The sequence below is a fragment of the Streptomyces sp. NPDC058051 genome (assembly GCF_042885475.1).
Taxonomy (GTDB): domain Bacteria; phylum Actinomycetota; class Actinomycetes; order Streptomycetales; family Streptomycetaceae; genus Streptomyces.
In genome coordinates this window covers 1-22595 of sequence record NZ_JBHVRW010000051.1, presented here as the reverse complement: position 1 = coordinate 22595, position 22595 = coordinate 1, and the positions used below count along the sequence as shown (strand labels likewise).

Below are 22595 nucleotides of genomic sequence, written 5' to 3'. Positions count from 1 at the left end.
GCGCGGGGAGGGAGTGTCCCTCCCCGCGCCACCCGGGCCCGTCCGTGTCCGACGTGTCCGGCCGCCGGCGGTCCGTACGCCTCAGGCGGCCCGCCGCGTGACCGCCCACGACGCCGCCGCCACACTCCCGGCCATGGCGAAGACGGCGGGCCAGGCGCCGACCTTCTTGGCCAGCGGGTGCGAACCGGCGAACGCGGCGACGTACGCGGTGGTCAGCCCGACGGCCGCACGCGGCCCGGCCTGCCGGTTCCACTGGTACGCGGCGACACTGCCCGCTGCGGCGAGGGCGACCCCGCCCAGCGGTCGCTTCCTGGTCCACCGCGCGACGGCGTAACCGCCGACCAGCCCGCTCGCCGCCACCGCCGCTGCCGGAACCTTCGCCATCGCAGCCACCTTCGCCTTCTTGTCGGTGCCATCCGGCACGCGCGCGTCGTCCGGCATGTCTGTGTCGTCCGGCACGTCTGTGTCGTCCGGGCCCATAGCCCGGGGCTTCGAGGCTAACGCGGCGTCGGGACTTCGCGTCGCGGAGGGGGTGCACAAGCGTTTACCCTGAGGGGTGAACGGATGTGCACCCTCGCGCGAAGCCCCGCGTGAAACCCGCACGAAGCCAACTGCACGAAGCCAGCCGCACGAAGCCAACTGCACAAAGCCAACTGCACGAAGCCAGCCGCACGAAGCCAGCCGCACGAAGCCCCTGCACCAAGCGCCCCGCCGACGAGAACCGTACGGAGAGCCATGCCCGCGGACATAACCGCCCCGACCGCCACCACGGACAAGGCTCCGCACCCCCGGTTCGCCGTCGGTGTGCTCGCCTTCTGCGGTGTGGTGGTCGCCGTCATGCAGACGATCGTCGTACCGCTGCTCCCGCACATTCCCGCGCTCACCGGCGCCACCCCGGCCGCCGCCAGCTGGCTGGTCACCGTCACCCTGCTGACCGGTGCCGTCTTCACACCCGTTCTGGGCCGGGTCGGTGACATGTACGGCAAGCGGCGGGTGCTCGTCGCCTCGCTCGTGGTGCTGGTGGTGGGCTCGGTCCTGTGCGCGGTCAGCTCCCACATCGGAGTGCTGATCACCGGCCGCGCTCTTCAGGGCGCGGCGCTCGCCGTCGTGCCGCTGGGCATCAGCATCCTGCGCGACGAGCTCCCGCCCGCGCGGGTGCTGTCCGCCGTGGCGCTGATGAGTTCGACGCTCGGCATCGGCGCGGCGGTCGGGCTGCCGGTCGCGGCACTGGTCGTGGAGAACTTTGACTGGCACACGATGTTCTGGGTCTCGGGAGTGATCGGCGTCATCGACATCGTGCTGGTGCTGCGGTGCGTACCGGAATCCCCGATCCGCACCCGCGGCCGTTTCGACGCCGTCGGCGCGCTGGGTCTGTCCGGGGCCCTGGTCTGTCTGCTGCTCGCGGTCACCCAGGGCGCCGACTGGGGCTGGACATCGACCCGTACCCTCGGCCTGCTGGCGACCGCCGTGGTCGTGGCGCTGGTCTGGGGCGCGTACGAACTCCGTGTCGTGTCCCCCATGGTCGATCTGCGGGTCTCGGCCCGCCCGGCCGTGCTGCTCACCAACGTCGCAGCCCTGCTGATCGGCTTCGCCTTCTATGCGAACTCCCTGGTCACCGCGCAGATGGTGCAGGAGCCGAAGGCCACGGGCTACGGGCTCGGCGCCTCGCTCGTCGTCAGCGGGCTGTGCCTGCTGCCGGGCGGCGTGATGATGGTGGTGCTCTCGCCGGTCTCGGCCCGGATCTCCGCGAAGCACGGTCCGAAGGTCAGCCTCGCGCTGGCCGCGGGCGTGATCGCGGCCGGATACGGGGTGCGGTACTTCACCAGCCACAGCCTGTGGATGATCATCGCCGGTGCGACCGTCGTCGCCTCCGGCACGGCCATCGCGTACTCGGCGCTGCCCGCGCTGGTCATGCGGGGCGTCCCGGCCGGCGAGACGGGCGCGGCCAACGGCCTCAACACCCTGATGCGCTCGATCGGGCAGGCCTTCTGCAGCGCGACGGTGGCCGCGGTCCTCGCCAACCTCACGTTCCTGGTGGGGGGCCGGACCGCCCCGACCCTCCACGCCTACCAGGTCGTCTTCCTGATCGCGGCGGGCGCGGCGCTCGCGGCGCTGCTGGTCACGCTGTGCCTGCCGGGCAGCCGGACGCCTGTGGTGGGTACGGTCGAAGAGAGCCGCACCGTCCCGGACGACCGGAAGGACGGTGTGCGGACGACGCCGATCCAGGAGAGCACATGACCAGCCGCCAGGCCACCGCGTCGGCCCCTGCCCCGGATCCGGCCACCGCCGCCGCCGACCCGGGCACGGGCCGCGACGCCATCCTCCGCGCCGCCCGCCGGGCGTTCACCCGGCGCCCGTACGCCGAGGTGACCATCAGGGGGATCGCGGCCGACGCCGGAGTCAGCCCGTCCCTGGTCGTCAAGCACTTCGGCCGCAAGGAAGAACTCTTCAACACCGTCGCCGACTTCGGCCCCGAAGCCGCCGAACTCTTCGATGCCCCGCTCGACGCGCTCGGCCGCCACATGGTGGTGACACTGGTGCGCCGCCGCCGGGAACTCCAGTCCGACCCCCTGCTGCGGGTCGTGTTCTCGCTCGGCAACCGCGACGAACGATCCCTGCTGCGCGACCGTTTCCACGAACAGGTCACCGGCTCCCTGACCGACCGCCTCACCGGACGCGAACGCGCCCTGCGCGCCGAACTGATCGCCGGCCAGCTCCTCGGACTCGGCGCCACCCTCAGCCTCCACCGCGAGGGCGCGGGCGCGGAGGCCACCCCCGAACACCTCGCGGACCTGTACGCGCCCGCGTTGCAGAGCCTGATCACGGGGTGAGGGGGCCTGCGCCGACGGTCGAGGAGGTAGGGTCTGGGCCCATCCGGACGAGGGGGGCCTCATGTCATTCCGTGCCCGCACGCGTGGCGCTGCGACGACCGGGGCCGCGGCAGCGGTTCTCGCGACGTTCCTGGCGGGGTGTTCCAGCTCCGCGACCTCGCAAGGGCCGGGTGACGACGTCCCGTATGTGGCGCCGTCCGTGAACGCGGCGGCAGCGGCCGAGGCGGCCGAGGACGCCGCCGCCGCGAAGAACGCTTCGGACGAGGCGAGCGCGGACGCCGAGGCGGCGGCAGCGGCCGAAGCCGCCCGGAACAGGCCGGAGGCCGTACGCGACGCCTTCGCGGGCCTCCAGGCCACGCTGAACGACTCCTGCACCCCGGGAACAGCGAACTGCGTCTACGTCCTGGGCCGGATCAACGACGAACTGACGCGCCTGGACACGTCGATGAGGGCGGACGCCCAGGGCCCCGCCCACTTCAAGGAACCGCTGGCCTGGATCGGCACCCTGCGGGGGACGATGAAGGACGACACCTCCGCGGAGAACCTGGAGAAGCACCGCTCCGAACTGATCGGTACCCGCGACCGCGTCAACACCTGGATGCACGGCCACCCGGAGGACTACCGCTGACAGTTGCCGTCCACGGGGGCTACGGCCGGCAGTTGCTGTCCACGGGGGCTACGGCCGGCAGTTGCTGTCCACGCGGGGCCAAGCCGACGACGCCACCCCGGCACGGGCGCGGTGTCGCTCGTACCGGGGTGGTCGGGTCACGCGGGGTGGACGGGATCAGCTGAAGACGACGGAACGGAGCTTCAGCCGACTGGAGGCGTGGCCGCCGAACGGCCGGAGGGTGAAGTAGTCGCCCTCGCAGTGGGCCCCGGTGAAGACCGTGGCGGTGGCGTCGGTGTGGTTCCACGGAGTGTGGGCCGGGTTCGACGAACCGGGGTCGGCGACCTCCGGGAGCGTGATGCACACCCTGCTCTGCGGGTCGAACAGGATGCCGATCTGCGGGGCTCCGTCGAGACCGCTGTAGGTGTAGCTGAAGTCGCCGGAGGCCGCATGGGCCGAGGACGGCACGGCCACGATGAGCGCGAGCGAGCCGAGAGCGGCGGCCAGGGTCGAGCGAAGACGCATGAAGGGCACTCCTTGTGCGGGGCTTGAGCGGGCTTGTGCGCTCAAAGATCAAAACCGGCACAAGTCTGTGTCGCTGACCTGCGATGACGGTCGGATCCGCGGGTTCATCACCCGGACGGGAGCCGCTGAATCGGTTCTGCTGACGCCAAGTGGGTCATGTACCGTGCCCGCCGGGTTGACCGCTCATGTGAATCGGTACAGCGGTCGCAGCGGTCGGTGAATCGGTCGGTGAATCGGTCTCCTGTGAACGCACGACTTCCGCACGGCGTCCGGAGTCGTGGATCACCTGCGCGGGCGGGTTGGTCCGAGGCCGGGCCGGGGGAGTCCATGACCGGGGGCGTCCATGACCGGGCGCGTTCCCCGCCGGTCGTGGGGAACGCGCCACTGACGTCACAGCCCCGCAGGGCCTCGGTCGCACGTCATTTGGTGAAGACGAAGTACTTCCAGGCGCCGTGCGTCGTCGAGTTCACGGTGTCCCCGGAACTGCTGTTGATGTACGAGGAGCGGACCCGCGCGCGGATGCCGGACTGGCCGGCGTGGCCCAGGTTGACGACCGATGTGCCGTTGGTGCCGAGCTTGAAGTACTCGGTGGCCCCGCTGCGCCACTTGCCCGCGTAGTACACCTGGAGTTCGAGCCGCTGCTTGCGGCCCTTGTAGTAGCTCATCGTCGTCGTGGAGATGACGTTGGTGTTCTTGTGGTAGTAGCGGTACGTCGTCGAGCCGATCCTGCCGGTCTTGTAGTACTTGGACAGCGCCGTCGAGACCTTCACCCTGGCGTACGCCGTGGACGTGACCGTCTTCGGGTTGTAGCGGGCGTCGCCCTTGAACACGGCGGTGACCGTGGTGTCACGGGTCATGTCGACCGTGGCCGACAGATTGCCCTTGGAGTTCACCTTGCCGGTCTTCACCAGCTTCTTCGGCTTGTCGGCACCGAACGGGTCCACCCACAGCTCGACGGTCCGGTTCTTGTACGTCGTGCCGAGGTGCGCGGTGAACGAGACGTCGGTGCCGTAGGAGTACGTCGCCTTGTTGTGGTTCAGGGTCAGTGCGGGGGTGGCGCGGGAGACGTTGACGCTGTCCGAGGCGGATGCCGGGGTGTGCGCGGCGTCACCGGCGTACGCCACCTTGTACGTGACCTTGCCGCCGGCCGGCGGGGTGTCCGTGAAGGAGAACGTGCCGCCCGCGCCGAGGGACTTGGTGCCGAGCGACTTGCCGCTCGGCGACTCCATGTCGGTGCGGGTGACGGTCAGAGGGGTTCCGGCGGGCAGGGCGAGTCCGGAGGTGAGCGAGCCCTTGACGGTGAGGGGCTTGGCGCGGGTGGCGGACGTCGGGGCGTCGGCCTTGAGCGTGGTGACGTAGGTGCGGGGCGCGTCGATCGCGTGGAACCGGGTCGAGTCGCTGTGTTCGGTGAGCACGAACAGCTTCGTGCCGTCGGCCGACCAGTTCAGGGAGTGCCCGAACCGGGGCATCCAGGTGTCCGACAGGTTGCGGATGCTGGCGGGCTGGTCGGCGCCGCCGGTGAAGACGTACGTGTCGCCGATGTTGTCGATGTCGAAGACGGTCGCCGCGACCGTGCCGTCCGGAGCGATGCTGACCATCTCCGGTTCGGAACGGACCGGGTAGGTGCGCACCTGCTCCAGATCGGACAGCCGGTACTCGGTGAGCGCCTTGTTCCCGGGCCCTGCGACGACGACCGACTGGCCGTCCGGGGTGAGGGCCGCGTCCTTGTAGAAGCCGCCCTTCTCGGCGGAGACGCGGATGACCGGAGTGCCGGAGGAGATGTCGTACACGACGATCGGGGCAGAGCTGATGGCCTCGTCGAGGGCGAGCAGTGTTCCCGGGTTGTCGGGGTCGGCGTAGAGCCTGGGCGGACTGGCCCACTGGTGGCCGGCCGCCAGATCGAGCGTCACCGTCGGTGTCTCGGCGGTCAGGTCGACCGCGCCGAGCCCGGATTCCCACTGGTTGCCGTATCCGAACCACAGCTTGCCGTCGGCCAGGGCGAGCCGGGAGGGGATGGTCTTGTCGCCGGTCGGGTACTCGGCGGTCTGGGTGAGCGTCGCCGTGTCGAAGGCGACGATCTTGTCGGCGCCGTAGAGCGCGGCGTACAGCGTGCTGGAGTCCGGACTCAGTTCGAGGTCGCGGACCTGGGGCAGGCCGGTGAGCGCGGTGACGACCTGACCGGTGGAGTCGGTGACGACGATCTGGTTGTTGTACCGGTCGCTGAAGTACAGCCGTTGGTGGACGCCGTCGACGATCGTGTCGTCCGCTTCCGAGACCGCGAGCGGCCTGGTGATGTCGGCCGAGGCCGGTGCCGCGGTGAGCACCGCCGAGCTGAAGAGGACCGCCAGTGCGGTGGCGGCCGGGAGAGTGCGCATACGCACGGTGATTTCGAACCCCCCGGAACGAGTGTGAGGCCGACGGAGTGCGGGGAACAGGCGACAGTTGATGTGTATGACCTGTGCCGCATCCGTGGCGATTGAGCGAAGAATAGGTCATGCCACTGACAACTTGATCAGGCGCCCCGCCGTCGGTGTCCGGCCGACCGCGGTGGCCGTGCGCGGACGCGGCAGCCGTGGCCGTCGGCAGCAGCCGTGGGCGGGTGCTGCCGCTACGAACGGGGGCGGCACCCCCCTCGTACCCGGCACCGAGCGAGCGCCCACCGAGTGGGCTGTGAACGTCGGCTGTGAAGGTCGGCTGTGAACGGTTCGGCGCCTTGCGGCGGTCAGCAGACGGCGTCCTAAAGTGGCGCGGTGACGACTCAGGTGATCGTGCTCAACGGCGGCTCCAGTTCAGGAAAGTCCGGGATCGCCCGGTGCTTGCAGGCGGTCCTGCCGGATCCGTGGCTGGCCTTCGGGGTGGACACACTGATCGAGGCGATGCCCGCGTCCATGCGCACATCGGACACGGGTATCGAGTTCGCTCCCGATGGCGAGGTGGTTGTCGGCCCCGCATTCCGTACGTTGGAGACGGCGTGGATCGAGGGGGTTGCCACGATGGCCCGTGCGGGAGCCAGGGTCGTCGTCGACGAGGTCTTCCTCGGTGCAGCGGACTCCCAGCAGCGATGGCGGAAGGCACTCGGTGGTGTGGAGGTGTTGTGGGTCGGGGTCCGATGCGAGAGCGCGGTCGCCGAGGCCCGCGAGATCGCGCGCGGCGACCGGGTCGCGGGCATGGCGGCGGCACAGGCGGACGTGGTCCACCAGGGCGTGCTCTACGACCTGGAGGTCGACACGACGCGGAGCGAGTCCATGGAGTGCGCGCGCATCATTGCCGACCGCGTCACGTGATGCGTTGGGTTGTGGTTGCAGCCGTGGTCGCAGCCGTGGTTGCGGTGGCGGTCGCCGTGGCAGCCCCTGTCAGGAGGCAGGCGGCCTCGACGTTGTCGGGCGTGACCTTTTCGAGGCGAAGTGACGAAGGCATGGCAGCAACGTACCGAGCGCGCCGAGAACCCACCGCGCATTACCGCGCCGACCCGGTTCGGGGCGTGCCTCGCTCCAGCGTGGTTCCGCCTTCGCCGCGCCCCCTGCATGTCTTCGTCCAAGCCCTTGCGTGCCTTCGCCCCCGTGACGACCTCCGTTACGGCTCCACAGGGGAGTCGTAACGGCCTGCGGGCCGTGACGGGGGCGGCGATTGAGCAGGTTCTTCGCAGCAGGCGTCAGTTGGCGGGTGCCTGGTAGAGGCCCCGGCCGGCGCGGTGGGCCCGGGAGGTGGCGACGAGCCGGTCGAGGGTGCTGCGCACGGTGTTGATGCTGTTGGGGGTCAGCTCACGACCCAGAGCCTTCGTGACCTCGCGGGCACGGACCGGGGTGTCGCCGAACGTGGCCAGCACCTTTACGGCCATCTCGGTCAGGCTGCCGCTGTCGTCGACGGCCGGCTCGGCGGGCGCGGCAGGCGCTGCCTTCTTCGGCGCCTTGGCCTTGGCGGAAGCGGTCGGCTTCGTGGCCTTGGCGGGCGCTGCGGCCTTGGCGGGCGCGGCGGGCTTCGTGGCCTTGGCGGGTGCGGCGGCCTTCGTGGGCGCGGCGGGCTTCGTGGCCTTGGGGGACTTGGCGGCGGCCTTCTTGGCCGGACCGCGGTCACTCTTGGGCTTGGCGGAAGCCTGCTTGCGGCCCTTGGGCGCGGTCGTCGTCCGGGCGGTGCGACGCGCGGGGGCGGCGGGTGCCTGCTCCTGCGGGGCCTCTGCCTGGACGGCGTCGGCGATGGACTCCTGCGCCTGCTGCGGAATCCTGGGAGCAGCGCTCTCCGCCTCAGCCTTGACGTTCTCCGCGTCGACGGCCTCGGCCTTGACGCTCTCGGCCGTGGCTTCGTTCGCCTCGACCTCGTCTGCGTCCGCCTTCGCCGTGTTCGCGGCAGGGGCAGCGGACAGCGTACGCAAGGCCGTCAGGGCGGTCCGCACCGACTCCAGGCGCTCGGTGACAGTGGCGAGTTCTCCTTCCAGAGCCTTCTGGTGCTCTTCCAGTCGCGGAAGTTCCGCCTGCAGCAAGGCAGTTGTCGCTTCGATGGTGCCGAGCGTGTTGGTCTCGGAGGTCATGTTGTCGCCCTTCTCTCCCGGCCGACCATGGGTGACCGATGTGTTGCAGCGTAAGGGGCGTTGTGTTGTGGCCGGAAATCGACCTTCGGCACGTACGGCCGGGAGCCACCTTCAGTACTGGCTGTCAGTCTCCTGAAACTACCCGCACGCGTCCCGTAGACGGCCTCAGCGACACTCATTCGGACGTATGCGTGTGATTGTGGCCGCCCCACTCCCGCACCCCTCCGGTCCGTCCCGCGCCCCAGGTTCACCTGCCTCCGGCCTCGGTCAGCCGTCGCTTCCCGCGACGCCGCCACGCGAGGCGGCTTCAGCCATGCGCGTGGTGGTACTGGCACCGTCCAATGCCTCACGGATGATGTCCGCGTGCCCACTGTGGTGTGCGATCTCCCGGAAGACATGCAACAGCACATGACGGACGGTCCATGTGATCGGCTCCGGCGGAGACCACGGGTACGAGGGAAGCGTCACGAGACGGCCGAGGTCGGGCTCCTGCCGGACCCTGCGGTCGAACTCCGCAGCCGCGGCGTGGAAGGCATCGAGCAGCCCGGTCAGGGTCTCGCCCTCGGTCATCCGGTTGCCGTCCGGGTCGAGATCGGCCCACCCCACCTGGCTCGGCGCCGTACCGTCGACGACCGCGAGCCATGTCCGTTGGACGTCGCCGAGATGTTTGACCAGACCGCCGAGCGTCAACTCGCTGACGGTGGTGGTGGTACCGGCCTGCTTGTCGCTGATGCCCGCGACGGTATAGAGGAAGTTCGTGCGCTGATCAGCTGCGAGCGCGAGCAGATCCTCGCGCTCCCCGGGCTGCGATGTGTCGGTGGCCGTCGTCCCCATGGGTATTGCCCTCCTGATCCGCTGGTGGGAGTCACACTAGGCCGCGGGTCCGCGCAGGCGGCGAGGTTCCCGGAGACAGGTGGTCACGCGCGGGGCCAGGGTCGAGGAAGACGCCAGTCGCATGGTGGCAGACGGCAGACGGCAGACGGCAGACGGCAGACGGCAGGCGGAAAGCGGATACGGCGCGGAGCCCCAGGCCGCCTGCCGGACGCCGCCTGCCGGATGCCACCTGCCGAGGGGGCCGCCTTCGAGGGCCCGTCTTCCGGAAGTTCAGCTGTCCGAGCCGGAACCCGCCGCGTTGCGCCAGACAGTCAGGTCCAGCGTCATGTACGTACTGGGCGAGTCCTCCGCCGAGAAGCCCTGGACCGTGACGAGGCCCACGTGACCCGACCCCGTGGTGACGCAGACCTGCCGCCCCTTCGAGAGCTTGCTCACGTAGATGTGCTTCGTGAACCGGGTGTCTGCGCGGCAGGCGGCGAGTGAACCCTCTTGCCCCGGATCGAGCAGCACCAGATTTCCGTTGTCGGCTTCCGCGTCGAGGTATCCGCCGGTGTCGTAGGAAAGTTCGTACCCGCCGTCCTCGCCCTCCTGCGGCCGGACGTTGTCGTCCCCGAGAGTCAGGTGGTAGCCGGCGGTGATGTTGATGCCGCGGTAGTCGACGGGCTTCGGATCGGAAGCGGTGCTCGGCTTCGGGTCGCTCTCCGTGCTCCCGTTGCTCTTCTCCGGGGTGCGCGAAGTGTCGTCGGTACTTGGCGTGTTGCTGCTCTGCGTCTGCTTGTCGTCGTCCTTGAGCAGTACGTATGCCGTGCCACCACCGGCGATCCCGAAGATCAGGGCGGCGGCGAGAGCGATGACAACGACCCGGTTGCCCGCACGCTTCGTGGGCCGGGGCGCCTGCGGCGTGTGCTGGCCGGGGAGCATCTGCGCGTGCGCCGGGAACGGGGCGGCGGAGTGAGCGTGGGTCTGCGCCTGAGCCGGTGCGCGGTACGGGCCTTGGGGCTGTGCGTACGGCGGGTGGGGCTGAGCGGGCTGCGTGGGCTGAGCATGTGGTGCGGGCTGTGCGTGCTGAGCCGACTGCGTGGGCTGAGTGTGTGGTGCGGGCTGTGCGTGCTGAGCCGACTGCGTGGGCTGAGTGTGTGGTGCGGGCTGCGTGGGCTGGTGCGACACGGCCGGGCCGTATCCCGGGGGCGGAGTGGCCGGCGCGGCCGGTGCGGTGGGCGAGTAAGCCGCGGACGGGGCGGACGTCGGCGGCGGCGGGGTCTGGACCGGGGCGGGGGCCGCCGCGCGCACGGTGATGTCGGCGGCGACCGCGACCGGCAGCCAGTCCTCGGGGCGGCGCAGCACCGTCTCCGCGTTCGCGGCCTGGCACAGTGTGATGATCTCGGCGAGCGACGGCCTGGCCTCAGGATCCTTGGCGAGGCAACGCGTGACCAGCTCGACCAGCTTCTCGGGGACCGCCGTGAGGTCGGGCTCCTCATGAACGATCCGGTAGAGCACGCCGTGCGAGGTTCCCTCGCCGAAGGCCGGGGTTCCGGTGGCCGCGTATGCGGCGACCTGGCCGAGCGCGAAGATGTCGGTGGCCGGAGTCACCCTGCGCCCCGCGGCCTGCTCAGGTGCCATGAAAGAAGGGGTGCCGATGGTGACGCCGCTGCCGGTGAGCGAGGTCGCGTCGGCGGCGTAGGCGATACCGAAGTCGATGACGCGGGGCCCGTCGGCGGCGAGCAGCACATTGGACGGTTTCAGATCGCGGTGCACGATGCCCGCGCCGTGGATGACGTGCAACGCCTCGGCCATGCCGGCGATCAGCAGCAGCACCGCCTCGGGAGGTAACGCCCCATGGGCGACGACCGCACTGGCGAGCGAGGGGCCCGGCACGTACGCCGTGGCCAGCCAGGGCTGCGAGCTCTTGGTGTCGGCGTCGATGACGGGCGCGGTGAACAGCCCCTGTACGCGCTGCGCGGACTGCACCTCCTGCGCGAACCGGCGACGGAACTCGGGATCCTCCGCGAACTCCGGCCGGATCACCTTGATGGCCACGGGCCGCCCACCGGGCGTGTACGACAGATAGACCTTGCCCATGCCGCCCGCGCCGAGTTTGGCGGCGAGCCGGTACCCGGCGATGGTGGTCGGGTCGTCCGCCGCGAGCGGCTGAAAGACCTGTGGGGCACCGCCCCGTTGCGACTGCTGACCGTTCGTCACTTCACGACTCCCCCGAAGAGCGCTGATGTCGAACGGCACCCTATCCAAGGACGGAGTGCGTCGCCCGCGGCTGCCGGAGGCCGGAGGAGACCGTAGGAGATCCGTGACAGGGCCTCGTCTCACGACGCGACCCCCGTCCCGTCCGACGCGGCTCCGAGCGGGAGGTGTTGCCAACAGGGCCCGGCTCAGGCCGCCTTGGTTCTGAACCTGCGCGGCGGTTCCTTGGTGCTGACCCCGCGCGGCCCTCACCTTGGCTCTGACCCCGCGCGGCCCCCACCTTGGCTCTGACCCCGCGCGGCCCCACCCCGGCGTGGCTGTGATGTGGCCGCGCCTCCCGGCAGGGAGATGTATCCCTGCCGGGAGGCGCGGATGACAGCGGGCGCGGGCCGCTGCCGGTCGATCCGAGCAGCCGCGTCAGGCAGCGACGCAACTCGCACCGCTGAGGGTGAACGCGTTCGGTGCGGCGTTCGTGCCGGTCTGGCTGCCGGTGAAGCCGACGGTGACCGAGCCGTTGGGCGCGATCGTGGTGGTGTACGAGGCCGGGACGACGCTCACCGAACCACCGGTCTGGGTGGGGGTGCCGCCCCACATGTTGGTGACGGTCTGGCCGTTGGCGAAGGCGAAGCCCAGGGTCCAGCCGTCGATGGCCGTTGTGCCTGTGTTGCGAATGGTGATCTCGCCCTGGAAGCCGCCCGACCATTCGCCGACGACGCGGTAGCCCACGGAGCAGCCCACGCCGGGCGTGGTGCCCCCCTCGTCCGTGGTCACGCTCACCGTCGCCGAGCGGGCCGACCGGTTCCCGGCCGCGTCGCGCGCGTAGACGGCGAAGGTGTACGCCGTGTCGGCGGTGAGGCCGGTGACGGCGACGCTGTTCGTGGCGGAGGCGGCGACCGTCGTCTCGGTGTTGCCGCTGACGCGGACGACGTCGTAGCCGGTGACGGCAACGTTGTCGGTGGAGGCGGCCCAGCTGAGCGTGGCCGAGGTGCTGGTCACCGCGGAGGCGACGGGTGCGCCGGGGGCGGTCGGGGCCTCGGTGTCCGCCGTGGCGCCACCGAAGACGGTGGCCTCGCGGGAGGTCTGGGCGATGCCGTTGGCGCCGTGGAAGATGCGCTCACCCCAGGAACTGAGCTGGGTGGGGTCGAAGCCGATGGTCAGATCGAGGATCGGGTCGGTGTTGCCACTCCAGGACCAGGCCAGGTAGCCGAGCTTCAGCTGCTCGGCGGTGGCCATCATGGTGTCCTCGTCCGGATCGCCCCACTGGTCCGCGGGACCGCCGAACTCACCGATGAGCAGGGGAAGTCCGGCGTCCACGAAGGCGTTCAGGTAGTCGGTGACCTTCTCCGCGGTGTTGTAGACGCTGTACATGTGGATCGAGAAGATCAGGTTGCCGGTGGAGTCGGCGTCGTAGACCGTCTGGGCGTTGTCACGCATGACGCCCTGCCAGTCCTGACCCCAGTTGGGCGCGTCCACCATGATCGTGTGCTGGAACCCGGCGTTGCGGAGCTTCTGGATCGCGGCGATCGTGGGCGCGGTCCAGCCGGCGGGGTCGGTGTTGCCCCACGGCTCGTTGCCGATGTTGATGAGGACGTAGTCCTCCTCACCGGCGAGGACGTCCTTCAGGCTGATCCAGTAGTCGGCGGCGTGGTCGAGCGTGCCGGCCGCGGAATCCTCTCCGTAGCCGGTGGTGTCGTGCACCTCCAGGACACAGATGAGCCGGTTCGCCTTGCACTGGGCGATGACGGCGGCCACGTCGTCCGGGCTGTTCTTGCTCCAGCGGTAGCCGTCGGAGAGAACGACGCGGACGCTGTTGGCGCCTGTCGCCTTGATGTCGGCCAACGACTGGGTCTCGCCCGGGTACCAGGTGTGGGCGTGGTTGACCCCACGCATGACGAAGTCGTTGCCGTTGCCTTCGAGCAGGCGGCCGTTGCTGATGTGGAGCCCGGTGGCGGCTGCCGCCGCGGGCTGCGCCTGCTCCTTGGCCTGGGCGGTGGCCGGGCCGAGGGCGCCGAGGGCCAGAAGCCCGAGAAGGGTGGTCAGTACGGTCAGTAGGAGGGTGACTGGGCTTGTGCGCGCGGTGCTTCTTGCTGTTCTCACTGCGGCTCCAGGAGGTAAGCGAAACAAGAAACGTGAGCTTCGGAAGGTGTGACATGGGAGCGCTCCCATGTCGGTGCCCCCATCAAGCCATCTAGTCAGGAACACGTCAAGACATTGCGCGGGGCGGGCCGGGGTGCGGGCGCAAGGGGCCGGTGGCACGGCCGATCAGGCCTGGGGCCGGAAGCGCAGTTGGCGAACGTCACCGGGGCATCCAGTCATGAAGCTGAACCACTCAGGGCCGTCCCGTCATCCCGGGCGGACCGCCGTGCGGCGTTGGGCGCGGTACCTCGCGCAGTGGGGCGACGTCCACATGCCGCCGATCGATATCCAACGCCTGCACACGCAGGCACGCGAACGCCCGGAAGCACTTGGACGGTGACGTGGGGCTGGGCCTTGGACGGTGACGTGGGGCTGGGCCTTGGACAGTGACGTGGGGCTGGGCGGTCTGAGCGCAAAGACGCTTCAACTGTTCACGTATGACAACGCGGCCGACCGGATCGCGGTCGTCGAGTGAGGCACTTGAGAGGCGCATGGGGAACTGAAGGCCGCAGCGGGCGGCCGGCGCGGTCCTGGCGGGTTCCGACGGCCGCCCCGCTCAAGGGCTGTCCCGTAATCCCTGGCGGGCGCGCGACGAAAGCTACGGCACCTCGCCGCACTGTCGGAACGTCCGCATACATCCAGTATGCGGACGCCCCTCCGCCTTGCGACGCACCGTATCTGACGCCGCGCGCTGATCCGCCACGGATTATGGGACAGCCCTTACTGGTGCCAGATGCAGGTAAGTTCTGTGTGAGAAAAGAAAGACGTGGGCCGCCACGTAATCGTGGATAAAGTCTGTGTGAAATTCTATTGGTTCCTGGAAGCGGATGAGAAACGAACTCAGTGGCAATTAATGGGGGTCTCATCGGATGTGGTCTTCACTGGTCCGGAGTTCACGTAGTGTTTTCCATGTCGTAGCCGAACAGGGCTTACGGCAAAGGAAAAGCATCACGGAGAAAGGGACAACCTCATGAGCTTCCACAAGATCGCCCCCGTCAAGAAGACTCCCACGCCCGGCAGCAAGTGGGCCGCCGCCCGCAAGCCCGTGGCCAAGGCGAAGCCCAAGGCCCACCTCCGTCCGGTCGGCAACAAGACCGGCAACGGCTGCTGAACACGGCCATCGAGGCGGGCTCCCGGCGATGCACAGGGGGCCCGCCTCGGCCGTTTCCAGGCCCGCGGAAAGAGAGTTGGAAAGTTGAGAGAGCGTAAGGGTGCGGGTGCTCTTCAGGCATTCCGGCGTTTCTGGCCGCTGACACGGGGTGACCGCAGATGGCTGGCCCTCATCGTTGTCTGCGTCGTGGTTGCCGCGCTCGCCGAGACGGCTTCGATTCTGATATTCGCGGACCTCACCGATCACGCGCTGAACGCTGGTTCGCTCTCTGCCTTTTGGGAACCCGCCGCTCAGTGGGTTGGTGTCGCCGTGCTCGGTGCCGCCGTCGGATATGCAGGAAATTCGCTCGCCGTATGGACTGCCGAGAGATTCGTCCTGCGGCTGCGTGCCGGTGTGTTCCGGCATGTGCAGGGCCTGCCGCCGCACTTCTTTCAGAAGTACCGCCGGGGAGATCTCGTGGAGCGGCTCACGGGCGATGTCGAGGCCATCGAGCAGATGATGGTCTCCGGCGTGGTCGGTACCGTGTCGGCGCTGTTCTCCACCGTCTTCTACGCGGCCGCGGCCCTCTGGCTGCGCTGGGACCTCGCTCTCGTCACCTTCCTGCTCGCTCCCCTCTTCCTTGTCGCCGCTCGCCGCTTCTCCGGGCGGATCAGGTCCGCGGCCCGCGACGAGCGCACAGCCGACGGCGCCATCACCTCGGTCGTCGAGGAGTCCCTCGGCAACATCGTCCTGACCCAGTCCTGCAATCGGCGTCGCGACGAGGAACGCCGGCTCGACCGTGAGGCCCGCACCTGGATGCGCGCCTCGGTGCGCGGGGCCCGCGCGAGCGAGCTCTACGAGCAGTTCGTCGAGGTCGTCGAGACGCTGTGCGTGCTGGCCGTCATTGGGTTCGGCGCCTGGGAGATCTCCGCAGGCCGTATGACGCTGGGCGAGCTCCTCGCCTTCGCGGCCTTCATCGGCTACCTCTATCCGCCGATCCGCAACCTCGGCCAGCTCGGCCTCACCCTCACCGCCGCGACGGCCGGCGCGGAACGCGTCCAGGAGATCCTGGACGCGGAGCCCGCCGTGACCGATCCCGCTTCGCCCTTCCCTCGACGGCCCGTGCACGGACGCATCTGCCTCGATGGCGTCTCCTTCCGCTACCCCGACGCCTCAACGGAATCGCTGAGCGATGTGTCGCTGACCGCCGAGCCCGGCGAACTCGTCCTGGTCACGGGCCCCAGTGGGGCGGGCAAGTCCACGCTCTCCAAGCTGGTGCTGCGCTTCTACGACCCCTCGGAGGGGACCGTACGCCTCGACGGCGTGCCGCTGACCGACATGCCCCTGGAGTTCCTGCGTGAGAACGTCGCCCTGCTGCCGCAGGAGACGCTGATCCTGCATGGCACCGTCCGCGAGAACATCGCCTGCGGCCGGCCCGACGCCGACGAGCGCGAGATCCGGCAGGCCGCCGTGGACGCAGCCGCCCACGACTTCATCGCCGCCCTGCCCGACGGCTACGACACCCGGATCGCGCCGGGCACCAGTGCCCTCTCCGGCGGCCAGCTGCAACGCATCACCATCGCCCGCGTCATGCTGCGCGGCGCCCCCGTCCTCGTCCTCGACGAGCCCACGGCCGGTCTCGACGTGTTCGCGGCACGACGCGTGATGCAGCCGCTGCGCCGGCTGATGGCAGGACGTACGACCATCCTGATCACGCACGATCTGGCGCTGGCGCCAGACGCGGACCGCATTCTCGTCGTGGACGGCGGCCGGCTCGTGGAGTGCGGCACACACGGTGAACTGCTCGTGCGGGACGGGGTGTACGCCCGGCTGCGCAGTGCATAGAAAGCGCGTGGGAATGTGACACCTCGGCGGAAGGCGTCACATCCCCGCGGCAGCGGTGCAATCGCTGTCAGGACCTGACAGCTGACCAAATAGGGCGGGGTTGATGCGGAACGGGCACGGACGCCCGTGACCACGTGGGTCCGCCGCGCCGCTTGGAGTCCTGTACGCCGACCGCCGGGTGTGGGTCCGCGATTCCGACGCACTCGGTACCGCTATCCCCGCCGTATGACGACTTGATCCAGTGCAGTCGTGGTTGGCTGCGGAAATGAGGCGGAGCCGGGGAGTTCGTCGTCACTCGGTGGGGAGCGGCCAGGAGGGGCCGTCCGGCTCCCGGTACCAGGCCCGCTGCCCCTCCGGCGTCACGGTGAGACCGAAGTCCTCTCTGGCCGGGGTGCCATCGGGGAACACGGAGGCCAGTTCCTCCACCGTGTCCCAGAGCCGCTGGGGGCCGGTCTGCCGCGCCTTCCCTGAGGAGTGAACGGTAGCTGTGGACCCGTCCTCAGCCCACAGCCCCACACCTGTCACCTCACCGCCCTGGTCCCGCCAGGAACATGAGCGGTACCCGGGAAGTGCGAGTGACAGCGGGAACTTCAGCCTGTCGACCACGTCCGCCGCAGGGACCGTGGTGGACCGGCCCGGCTGCGTCTCCAGGCTCGCGAAGTCGGGGCCCGTCGTGCGCGTACGACGTGGCATGAAGAACGCAGGCACAGGCAGGAACCACCCCGCTGCCTCACCATCACCCGAGACGACAACCCTCGCAACACCGAACCCGATCGGGGCCACGATGACCGCTCCCTCACGGGCCTGGCTCAGCAGCGCAGGAGGGAAGCAGCGCAGGGCGGCCGTCGCGATGATGCGGTCGTACGGTGCCCGGTCCGGATACCCCTGCGCGCCGTCCCCGGCGAACACGAGGGGGTGGTACTGCCCCCTGGTCAGGCGACCGCGTGCGAGGTGGACGAGGTCCGGATCAACGTCCACGCTGACGACGTTGTCGCTCCCCAGGAACGAGGAAGCCAGGGCGGCGTTGTACCCGGTGCCGAGCCCGAGCTCGTAGAGCCGGTGACCCGGCCTGGCGTCGAGGGCGTCGAGCATGGTCAGCATCAGCCTGGGCTCGCTCGACGACGACGTGGGGACGCTGTGCTCATCGAGCTGAGTTGTCAGCGCGGTATCCGAGTACACGGCCTCCAGGTAGCCCGGATCGCCTGCAGAGACCTTGTGCCACTGGCCCTGGCGGTCCTGCTGGTAGAAGCGCGGGACGTAATGCTCTCGCGGTACGTCGGCGAATGCTGCCAGCCACTCGCTCTGGCACCCCTCGCCGAGGCCGGCCGCGAACTCCGCGCGCAGTACGGCCGACGCGGCGTCGTTCGGCTCGGTCATGTCATGGCCCCTTGCAGGTAGTCGGCGTGCGCGGCAGCGATGGGCAGGCCGGTGCGGTTCTCGACCCATGACCACGTGCCGGCCGGATTGTTCTCGAAGAACACCCACTCGTCGTCGGGAGTAACGGCGAAGTCGAAGGACCCGAACACGATTCCGTACGAGGCCATGAAGCGCCGAACGGACGTTGCGACCTTGTCGGGAACGGTGGTTGTGCCGTACTCCAGGCTCTCGTAGTCGGTACGCCAGTCGATGCGCGCCTTCTCGGACGTGCCGATGATGGTTCCCGCGAACAGGTTGCCGTCCACGACGACCAGGCGTACTTCGTACTTCTTGGGGATGTCCTCCTGGAAGTAGTGAGCGGTCAGCCGGATGCCGTCATCGAAGCCGACCGGGTCCACCCGGTGGGTGGCCACCATCAACTGCCGGTCCGCTCCGGCTGGGCTGAAGCCGCCCTCGTTGGATCGAGGCCAGGTCACCACCGCCAGTGAGTGATCACGATCTGTAGCTGTAGTGCGAGGGCCGGAACACTGCTACGAAATCCTTCCATGCTGTCCCACAGACGACTATGTGCGGCCCCACAGGCTGCTTTGAGTCTCTTACTCCGACAGATATGCCCAGAGCCGCGACCTCGACGCACTCCGTGCCGCTGCCACCGCTGTATGACGACTTGAACCACTGGGCGTCTTCGTGACTCATCACAGCTCCTCGCAAACTCGGATCAGGAGCGCGGCGGACGACTGGAGGTCCAGTGCCTGCGCCCGCAGGTACGCGAACGCCAACTTATAGCGTTCGAGTTCCTGCGGCTTCTCCATGAACAAACCACCGCCGATGATGTCCACGTAGACCACATCCAGTTCGGGTGTTGACCCACCCAAGATGACGAAGCTGCCCACAGCCGCGGCGTGCGCACCGGACGCGAACGGAAGAATTTGAACAGTGACGTGTGGCTGGGTCGAGATGGCGGCCAGGTGATGCAGTTGCTCGCGCATGACGGATCGCCCTCCGACCATCCGTCGGATGACAGCCTCATCGATCACTGCCCATAGGTGTGGAGGCTCATCGCGAGCGAGAAGTTCCTGGCGCTTCATTCTGATGTCGACCATGTGATTGATCTCCTGGTCGGTGCATCGCATCTCTGAGGCGCGGTGAACTGCCTCGGCGTATCCCCGTGTTTGCAGCAGTCCCGGAACGTACATGCAGGCGTAGTGGTCCTCGCTCACCACCTCGTCTTCGAGGGTGAGCATGAGATTCATGGACTCCGGGATCGGATCGGCGAGTGAGCGCCACCAGCCCTGGATTCGTGCGCCCTTGGCCAGCTCGACCAGTGACTCTCGCTCCTGGTCAGATGCGCCGTACTCGCGGCAAAGAGCGTCTACGGCAGGCCACTTGACCGTCCCCTCCTTCGTCTCGTAACGACTTAACGTGGCTTTGGAGATACCGACCCGAGCTCCTGCCTCCTCCAAAGTGAGGCCTTTGGCGTCGCGGAGGCGGCGTAGGTCGGCGCCGAGTTGCCGCCTGCGGGTAGTGGGTCCAACTGGCATGTCTTCGGTCCTTCACGTCGGTCTTCGAGAGGGTGCACGGTGTCGAGTCTCGTAGGCAAGGTGGCGCACGACGGGGGCGTGCGCTTGGGCTGCGTGCTCCCGATAGGTTCCTGTGAGAGTTCCATATTGAGAGTTTCACTGTCACTTTATGGAGGTGGGCGGACGCACTCGGTGACCGTCGAAGTGTGGGTGAGGTGATCGACATGGGCGGCTGTCGCTTTGGCGTCGCGAGGAAGAGGTGGGAACTTCCCTTCCTGGCGGAGGTGGAGGAGCTTGCCGGGTTACGTCGAGTGATGCGACTCCACCTTGAGCTCTGGGGTCTCCATCCGGTGGTTCACTCGGCTCAGATCTGTGTGACTGAGCTCGTCGGCAACGTCATTAAGCACGTGGGGGTCGGGACGCCGACGTGCCTAGCGGTGAGCATGAACGGCGGGCATCTTCGTATCGAGGTGAGCGACCCCGACGGGCAGGCGCTACCGACGCTCGTCAAGGCGTCCGGCTTGGCGGAGGGGGGTCGCGGCATGGCTTTGGTGGATGGAGTCGCCGCCCGATGGGGAGTCATTCTGCGCGGCGGCTCCAAGATCACTTGGTGCGAGCTTGCCACTGGTCTACAGGCCGCCGACGACCACGTGGACGGCGCGCCGGTGGCGAAGGCTGAAGCGCTCCTCGGTCTGTGCGGGCTCGGGGGCCGTGGGAGGTCTGCGCGCCATGAACCATTGAGCGTCACGGAGGCCGCCGAAGCAGCGACCGACCTGATTGCCGACCTTCTCCACTGGCTGCGGGGGCATGGTTTCGACATCGATGAGGCGCTCGATCGAGCGCAACTCCATTTCGAAGCCGAGATTGAAGTCGAAGTTTCGTAGCTCTTGGTGCCCTGGCGTCGGAATTTCCGATCGTGCCAAAATGGTCCATTTGGGACACTTTTCGGCGAGAATGAGCCATGATCGGTCGGAAGTGTTGATCGGCGACCGGTAATCGGCAACATGTTCGCATGTCGCCCTCGAAGCCCATTCGCTTTGGTCCGCCCCCCGACGTAGTCGAGGGGCAGTGGTTCCGTACGCACGATGCCCTTTATGCCGCTGATGTGCACAGATTTCGGGGTCGGGGTATCTCCGGAACCGCGCACGAGGGTGTCGACTCCATCGTTGCCAGTGGTGGCTATGTCGGCGATGAGGATCTGGGCGACGTCATTGTCTACACGGCGCAAGGTGGGGCCCCTGACGAGAACGGGCACCTCACGGCGGACCAGGAGCTGACCGGGGTCAACGAAGGGATGTTGATCAACTATCGGGAGGGGCTGCCCATCCGGTATGTGCGTGGTCTGGGAATTAGGAGAGGCAAGGCCACTGAGGGCTACATATACCGCGGCCTGTACCTCGTCGAGGGCTACTGGAGTGTGCAAACCGATCGTGGGCACCTCATGTGGCAGTTTCGTTTGGCGAAGGCGGTGGCCGGTGAGCGTTGGGAAGCGAGTGATCCGGCCGAGGTCGTCGGGGGCGACGTGGGGACGCCGCTGCAGCAGGCAGCTGCGAGGTACGTGAATACGCAACGGCGCGTGCGTAATACGACAGAGGCGCGCGCCATAAAGTCTCTCTACGGCAACACCTGTCAGATGTGTCGCATCCCCGTAGTGGTAGACGTCAATGGTGCACGGTATAGCGAGAGTGCGCATATACATGCTCTCGGTAGACCGCACGGAGGTCGTGACATTAGAAGCAATATCATTTGCCTCTGTCCGAATTGCCACGTGCTTTTCGATAATGGAGCACGCCTCATCACCGACGACTTCAAGGTTGTGGATGCTCTCAGTCGTGAGGTGCTTGGTGATCTTTACGTGAAACCTGAGCACCACATCGACCCGGCGTGCGTGCGTCAACACCGCACTCGTTGGGCAGACCGTTCTCAAGATCTTTAAGAAAGAGCTAGCTCGCAGCGATCGCTGAGTACGTCAACACGTCCGCTGGCATCTCATGCTGGAGTGTCCAGGTGCCCCCATGGGCTTGCTGCCCTTGTGTTCGATGTACTCAGCGGGGTTCGGGACCATCCATGGCTGTGGGCCCTCAATGTCTGTCTCGTTGTAGCGACGTACGAAGAGCAGCGCAGGCGAGCCGTGGGCATAGTCGAGTCCCCCTCATTGCGATACCTGTGTTCTCAGTTGTATCGGGGGAGACTGACAAATCCCGATCACAGGGTCAAGATCAGAGCCCCCGCCCGCCGGCGGGGCCGGAGTTGGTGTTGTTTGGGCGGGGCAGCTCCCGTATGTACCCCACCCCCCGCTCCCCTGACAGCAGTACCTCCTTGCCCGTGGGGATGAAGCCTGTCCGGGTCAGGACCGCGCGGGAGGCGGTGTTGGTGAGGGTGGCCGCCGCGTGGAGGGTGGTCAGGGCGTACGTCGTTGAGCACAGCGTGAACAGCTGGTGCACCGCGGCCGTGGCGAGGCCGCGGCCGGTGGCCTTCTTGGCCAGGCGGAAGCCCAGTTCGGCCGTGCCGTTCTCCGCGTCGACCAGGTTGAAGCGGCCCAGCACTTCGCCGTCCTTGGCCACCAGGAGGTGGAAGTGGCAGATGCCGGCCGCCTGCTCGGCGAGCAGGGCCTCGTGGCGGGCGGCGAAGTGGGCGAAGTAGTCGTCGCCCCGGTCCGGCACCGAGGCCGCGAAGAACGCGCGGTTCTCCTGTTCGAACGCGAGGAGGGCCGGGGCGTGATCGGGGCGGAGGCGCTGGAGTTCGGGCATGGCGGAAACCATACGGATTTCCGGCGTGCAGGGAGCGGGGAACGCAGTTGGGGCGAGGGTGTGCGCCGAGGCTTCGGTGACACGTCGGAGGGGGCGGACGCGCAGGACGTGGACGTCTCTCGGTGCCCTTTCGCGCAAGGTGAGTGACCGTAGAGGCAGCCTGCCCCCTTCGGGGACTTCTTCCCTTCCTCCGTCCCGGCCGCGCTTCGTATCGTCCGTATTCGGTACGCGGGCTGAGGCAGCCGGGCAGCGGTAGCGGCGACGGGGAGGGCGGATGAAGGCGGTTCCGGAGAAGGACGCTGCCTCCGCGCCCGGCCGTGGAGACACACCTCGTCGTGATGACGTGGCGGGCGGGCTCG

21 protein-coding genes and 1 pseudogene are annotated in these 22595 nt (G+C 68.3%); 8 read left to right on the top strand and 14 right to left on the bottom strand.

All coding sequences use genetic code 11. The annotated features are described in order from the left end of the window. Positions 1 to 81: 81 nt before the first annotated feature. Positions 82 to 384, bottom strand: a complete 303-nt coding sequence (locus ACFVUT_RS37160; protein WP_389660931.1) for a hypothetical protein — start codon at positions 382 to 384, stop codon at positions 82 to 84. Between the two features lie 351 nt (positions 385 to 735). On the opposite strand from ACFVUT_RS37160, the gene ACFVUT_RS37155 reads away from it, so the two are divergent. From ACFVUT_RS37155 to ACFVUT_RS37145, 3 genes are all read left to right on the top strand, one after another. Then, positions 736 to 2238, top strand: coding sequence for an MFS transporter (locus ACFVUT_RS37155; protein ID WP_389660892.1), 1503 nt, complete (start codon positions 736 to 738; stop codon positions 2236 to 2238). Next, a complete protein-coding gene (locus tag ACFVUT_RS37150; protein ID WP_389660894.1) occupies positions 2235 to 2831 on the top strand; it encodes a TetR family transcriptional regulator in 597 nt (198 codons plus the stop codon). The genes ACFVUT_RS37155 and ACFVUT_RS37150 overlap by 4 nt, the downstream gene beginning before the upstream one ends. A 61-nt stretch (positions 2832 to 2892) precedes the next feature. Continuing rightward, the gene (locus ACFVUT_RS37145; RefSeq protein ID WP_389660896.1) at positions 2893 to 3459 is read left to right on the top strand and encodes a hypothetical protein; all 567 of its coding nucleotides are present in this window, start codon (positions 2893 to 2895) and stop codon (positions 3457 to 3459) included. A 156-nt stretch (positions 3460 to 3615) separates the two neighbouring features. Here the strand turns inward: ACFVUT_RS37145 and ACFVUT_RS37140 are convergent, their stop codons facing one another. Together ACFVUT_RS37140 and ACFVUT_RS37135 are read right to left on the bottom strand one after the other, a co-directional pair. Further along, positions 3616 to 3963 carry a hypothetical protein gene (locus ACFVUT_RS37140; RefSeq protein ID WP_389660898.1) on the bottom strand — a complete coding sequence of 116 codons (348 nt, stop codon included), beginning with the start codon at positions 3961 to 3963 and terminating at the stop codon, positions 3616 to 3618. 419 nt (positions 3964 to 4382) lie between these two features. After that, a complete protein-coding gene (locus ACFVUT_RS37135) occupies positions 4383 to 6344 on the bottom strand; it encodes a YncE family protein (RefSeq protein WP_389660900.1) in 1962 nt (653 codons plus the stop codon). 369 nt (positions 6345 to 6713) lie between these two features. On the opposite strand from ACFVUT_RS37135, the gene cpt reads away from it, so the two are divergent. Further along, positions 6714 to 7247: a chloramphenicol phosphotransferase CPT gene (gene cpt, locus ACFVUT_RS37130; RefSeq protein ID WP_389660902.1), complete on the top strand. Its 534-nt coding sequence runs from the start codon at positions 6714 to 6716 to the stop codon at positions 7245 to 7247. Between the two features lie 368 nt (positions 7248 to 7615). Here cpt and ACFVUT_RS37125 read toward each other — a convergent pair whose 3' ends face one another. The 4 genes from ACFVUT_RS37125 to ACFVUT_RS37110 form a co-directional block, all read right to left on the bottom strand. After that, positions 7616 to 8488: a hypothetical protein gene (locus ACFVUT_RS37125; RefSeq protein ID WP_389660904.1), complete on the bottom strand. Its 873-nt coding sequence runs from the start codon at positions 8486 to 8488 to the stop codon at positions 7616 to 7618. Positions 8489 to 8755: 267 nt separating this feature from the next. Then, positions 8756 to 9322: a DinB family protein gene (locus tag ACFVUT_RS37120; protein WP_389660906.1), complete on the bottom strand. Its 567-nt coding sequence runs from the start codon at positions 9320 to 9322 to the stop codon at positions 8756 to 8758. Between the two features lie 270 nt (positions 9323 to 9592). Continuing rightward, positions 9593 to 11521, bottom strand: coding sequence for a protein kinase (locus ACFVUT_RS37115; protein WP_389660907.1), 1929 nt, complete (start codon positions 11519 to 11521; stop codon positions 9593 to 9595). Between the two features lie 414 nt (positions 11522 to 11935). Next, positions 11936 to 13615 carry a cellulase family glycosylhydrolase gene (locus ACFVUT_RS37110; protein WP_389660909.1) on the bottom strand — a complete coding sequence of 560 codons (1680 nt, stop codon included), beginning with the start codon at positions 13613 to 13615 and terminating at the stop codon, positions 11936 to 11938. A 1009-nt stretch (positions 13616 to 14624) separates the two neighbouring features. On the opposite strand from ACFVUT_RS37110, the gene ACFVUT_RS37105 reads away from it, so the two are divergent. Both ACFVUT_RS37105 and ACFVUT_RS37100 read left to right on the top strand, forming a co-directional pair. Next, positions 14625 to 14765: a hypothetical protein gene (locus ACFVUT_RS37105; protein ID WP_389660911.1), complete on the top strand. Its 141-nt coding sequence runs from the start codon at positions 14625 to 14627 to the stop codon at positions 14763 to 14765. Between the two features lie 84 nt (positions 14766 to 14849). Further along, positions 14850 to 16589 carry an ABC transporter ATP-binding protein gene (locus ACFVUT_RS37100; RefSeq protein ID WP_389660913.1) on the top strand — a complete coding sequence of 580 codons (1740 nt, stop codon included), beginning with the start codon at positions 14850 to 14852 and terminating at the stop codon, positions 16587 to 16589. A 67-nt stretch (positions 16590 to 16656) separates the two neighbouring features. Here ACFVUT_RS37100 and ACFVUT_RS37095 read toward each other — a convergent pair whose 3' ends face one another. Genes ACFVUT_RS37095 through ACFVUT_RS37075 form a run of 5 tightly spaced genes read right to left on the bottom strand, consistent with a single transcriptional unit; the run spans position 16657 to position 19507 of the window. Further along, positions 16657 to 16884 carry a DUF397 domain-containing protein gene (locus tag ACFVUT_RS37095; protein WP_389660915.1) on the bottom strand — a complete coding sequence of 76 codons (228 nt, stop codon included), beginning with the start codon at positions 16882 to 16884 and terminating at the stop codon, positions 16657 to 16659. Next, positions 16881 to 17966: a hypothetical protein gene (locus ACFVUT_RS37090; protein ID WP_389660917.1), complete on the bottom strand. Its 1086-nt coding sequence runs from the start codon at positions 17964 to 17966 to the stop codon at positions 16881 to 16883. The genes ACFVUT_RS37095 and ACFVUT_RS37090 overlap by 4 nt, the downstream gene beginning before the upstream one ends. After that, positions 17963 to 18442 (bottom strand): hypothetical protein, encoded by a 480-nt coding sequence (locus ACFVUT_RS37085; RefSeq protein WP_389660919.1) that lies wholly within the window; start codon positions 18440 to 18442, stop codon positions 17963 to 17965. The genes ACFVUT_RS37090 and ACFVUT_RS37085 overlap by 4 nt, the downstream gene beginning before the upstream one ends. 16 nt (positions 18443 to 18458) lie before the next feature. Next, positions 18459 to 18662 carry a DUF397 domain-containing protein gene (locus tag ACFVUT_RS37080; RefSeq protein ID WP_389660921.1) on the bottom strand — a complete coding sequence of 68 codons (204 nt, stop codon included), beginning with the start codon at positions 18660 to 18662 and terminating at the stop codon, positions 18459 to 18461. After that, positions 18662 to 19507: a helix-turn-helix domain-containing protein gene (locus ACFVUT_RS37075; protein ID WP_389660923.1), complete on the bottom strand. Its 846-nt coding sequence runs from the start codon at positions 19505 to 19507 to the stop codon at positions 18662 to 18664. The genes ACFVUT_RS37080 and ACFVUT_RS37075 overlap by 1 nt, the downstream gene beginning before the upstream one ends. A 185-nt stretch (positions 19508 to 19692) precedes the next feature. Here ACFVUT_RS37075 and ACFVUT_RS37070 point away from each other — a divergent pair, with 185 nt between their 5' ends. Next, on the top strand, positions 19693 to 20370 hold the full coding sequence (locus tag ACFVUT_RS37070; protein ID WP_389660925.1) for an ATP-binding protein: 678 nt from the start codon (positions 19693 to 19695) through the stop codon (positions 20368 to 20370). 128 nt (positions 20371 to 20498) lie between these two features. Further along, a complete protein-coding gene (locus ACFVUT_RS37065; protein WP_389660927.1) occupies positions 20499 to 21422 on the top strand; it encodes a YDG/SRA domain-containing protein in 924 nt (307 codons plus the stop codon). A 7-nt stretch (positions 21423 to 21429) separates the two neighbouring features. Here ACFVUT_RS37065 and ACFVUT_RS37060 read toward each other — a convergent pair. Both ACFVUT_RS37060 and ACFVUT_RS37055 read right to left on the bottom strand, forming a co-directional pair. Then, a pseudogene (locus ACFVUT_RS37060) lies at positions 21430 to 21617 on the bottom strand (hypothetical protein); the annotation flags it as partial. A gap of 88 nt (positions 21618 to 21705) precedes the next feature. Next, a complete protein-coding gene (locus ACFVUT_RS37055; RefSeq protein WP_389660929.1) occupies positions 21706 to 22236 on the bottom strand; it encodes a GNAT family N-acetyltransferase in 531 nt (176 codons plus the stop codon). Between the last annotated feature and the right edge of the window lie 359 nt (positions 22237 to 22595).

What these genes read in the sequence shown, in the direction of transcription:
- ACFVUT_RS37075 (WP_389660923.1), bottom strand. Translation starts at nt 19,507, where the DNA reads ATGCCAGTTGGACCCACTACCCGCAGGCGGCAACTCGGCGCCGACCTA.
- ACFVUT_RS37145 (WP_389660896.1), top strand. Translation starts at nt 2,893, where the DNA reads ATGTCATTCCGTGCCCGCACGCGTGGCGCTGCGACGACCGGGGCCGCG.
- ACFVUT_RS37155 (WP_389660892.1), top strand. Translation starts at nt 736, where the DNA reads ATGCCCGCGGACATAACCGCCCCGACCGCCACCACGGACAAGGCTCCG.
- ACFVUT_RS37160 (WP_389660931.1), bottom strand. Translation starts at nt 384, where the DNA reads ATGGCGAAGGTTCCGGCAGCGGCGGTGGCGGCGAGCGGGCTGGTCGGC.
- ACFVUT_RS37150 (WP_389660894.1), top strand. Translation starts at nt 2,235, where the DNA reads ATGACCAGCCGCCAGGCCACCGCGTCGGCCCCTGCCCCGGATCCGGCC.
- ACFVUT_RS37080 (WP_389660921.1), bottom strand. Translation starts at nt 18,662, where the DNA reads ATGAGTCACGAAGACGCCCAGTGGTTCAAGTCGTCATACAGCGGTGGC.
- ACFVUT_RS37105 (WP_389660911.1), top strand. Translation starts at nt 14,625, where the DNA reads ATGAGCTTCCACAAGATCGCCCCCGTCAAGAAGACTCCCACGCCCGGC.
- ACFVUT_RS37140 (WP_389660898.1), bottom strand. Translation starts at nt 3,963, where the DNA reads ATGCGTCTTCGCTCGACCCTGGCCGCCGCTCTCGGCTCGCTCGCGCTC.
- ACFVUT_RS37065 (WP_389660927.1), top strand. Translation starts at nt 20,499, where the DNA reads ATGTCGCCCTCGAAGCCCATTCGCTTTGGTCCGCCCCCCGACGTAGTC.
- ACFVUT_RS37090 (WP_389660917.1), bottom strand. Translation starts at nt 17,966, where the DNA reads ATGACCGAGCCGAACGACGCCGCGTCGGCCGTACTGCGCGCGGAGTTC.
- ACFVUT_RS37055 (WP_389660929.1), bottom strand. Translation starts at nt 22,236, where the DNA reads ATGCCCGAACTCCAGCGCCTCCGCCCCGATCACGCCCCGGCCCTCCTC.
- ACFVUT_RS37120 (WP_389660906.1), bottom strand. Translation starts at nt 9,322, where the DNA reads ATGGGGACGACGGCCACCGACACATCGCAGCCCGGGGAGCGCGAGGAT.
- ACFVUT_RS37125 (WP_389660904.1), bottom strand. Translation starts at nt 8,488, where the DNA reads ATGACCTCCGAGACCAACACGCTCGGCACCATCGAAGCGACAACTGCC.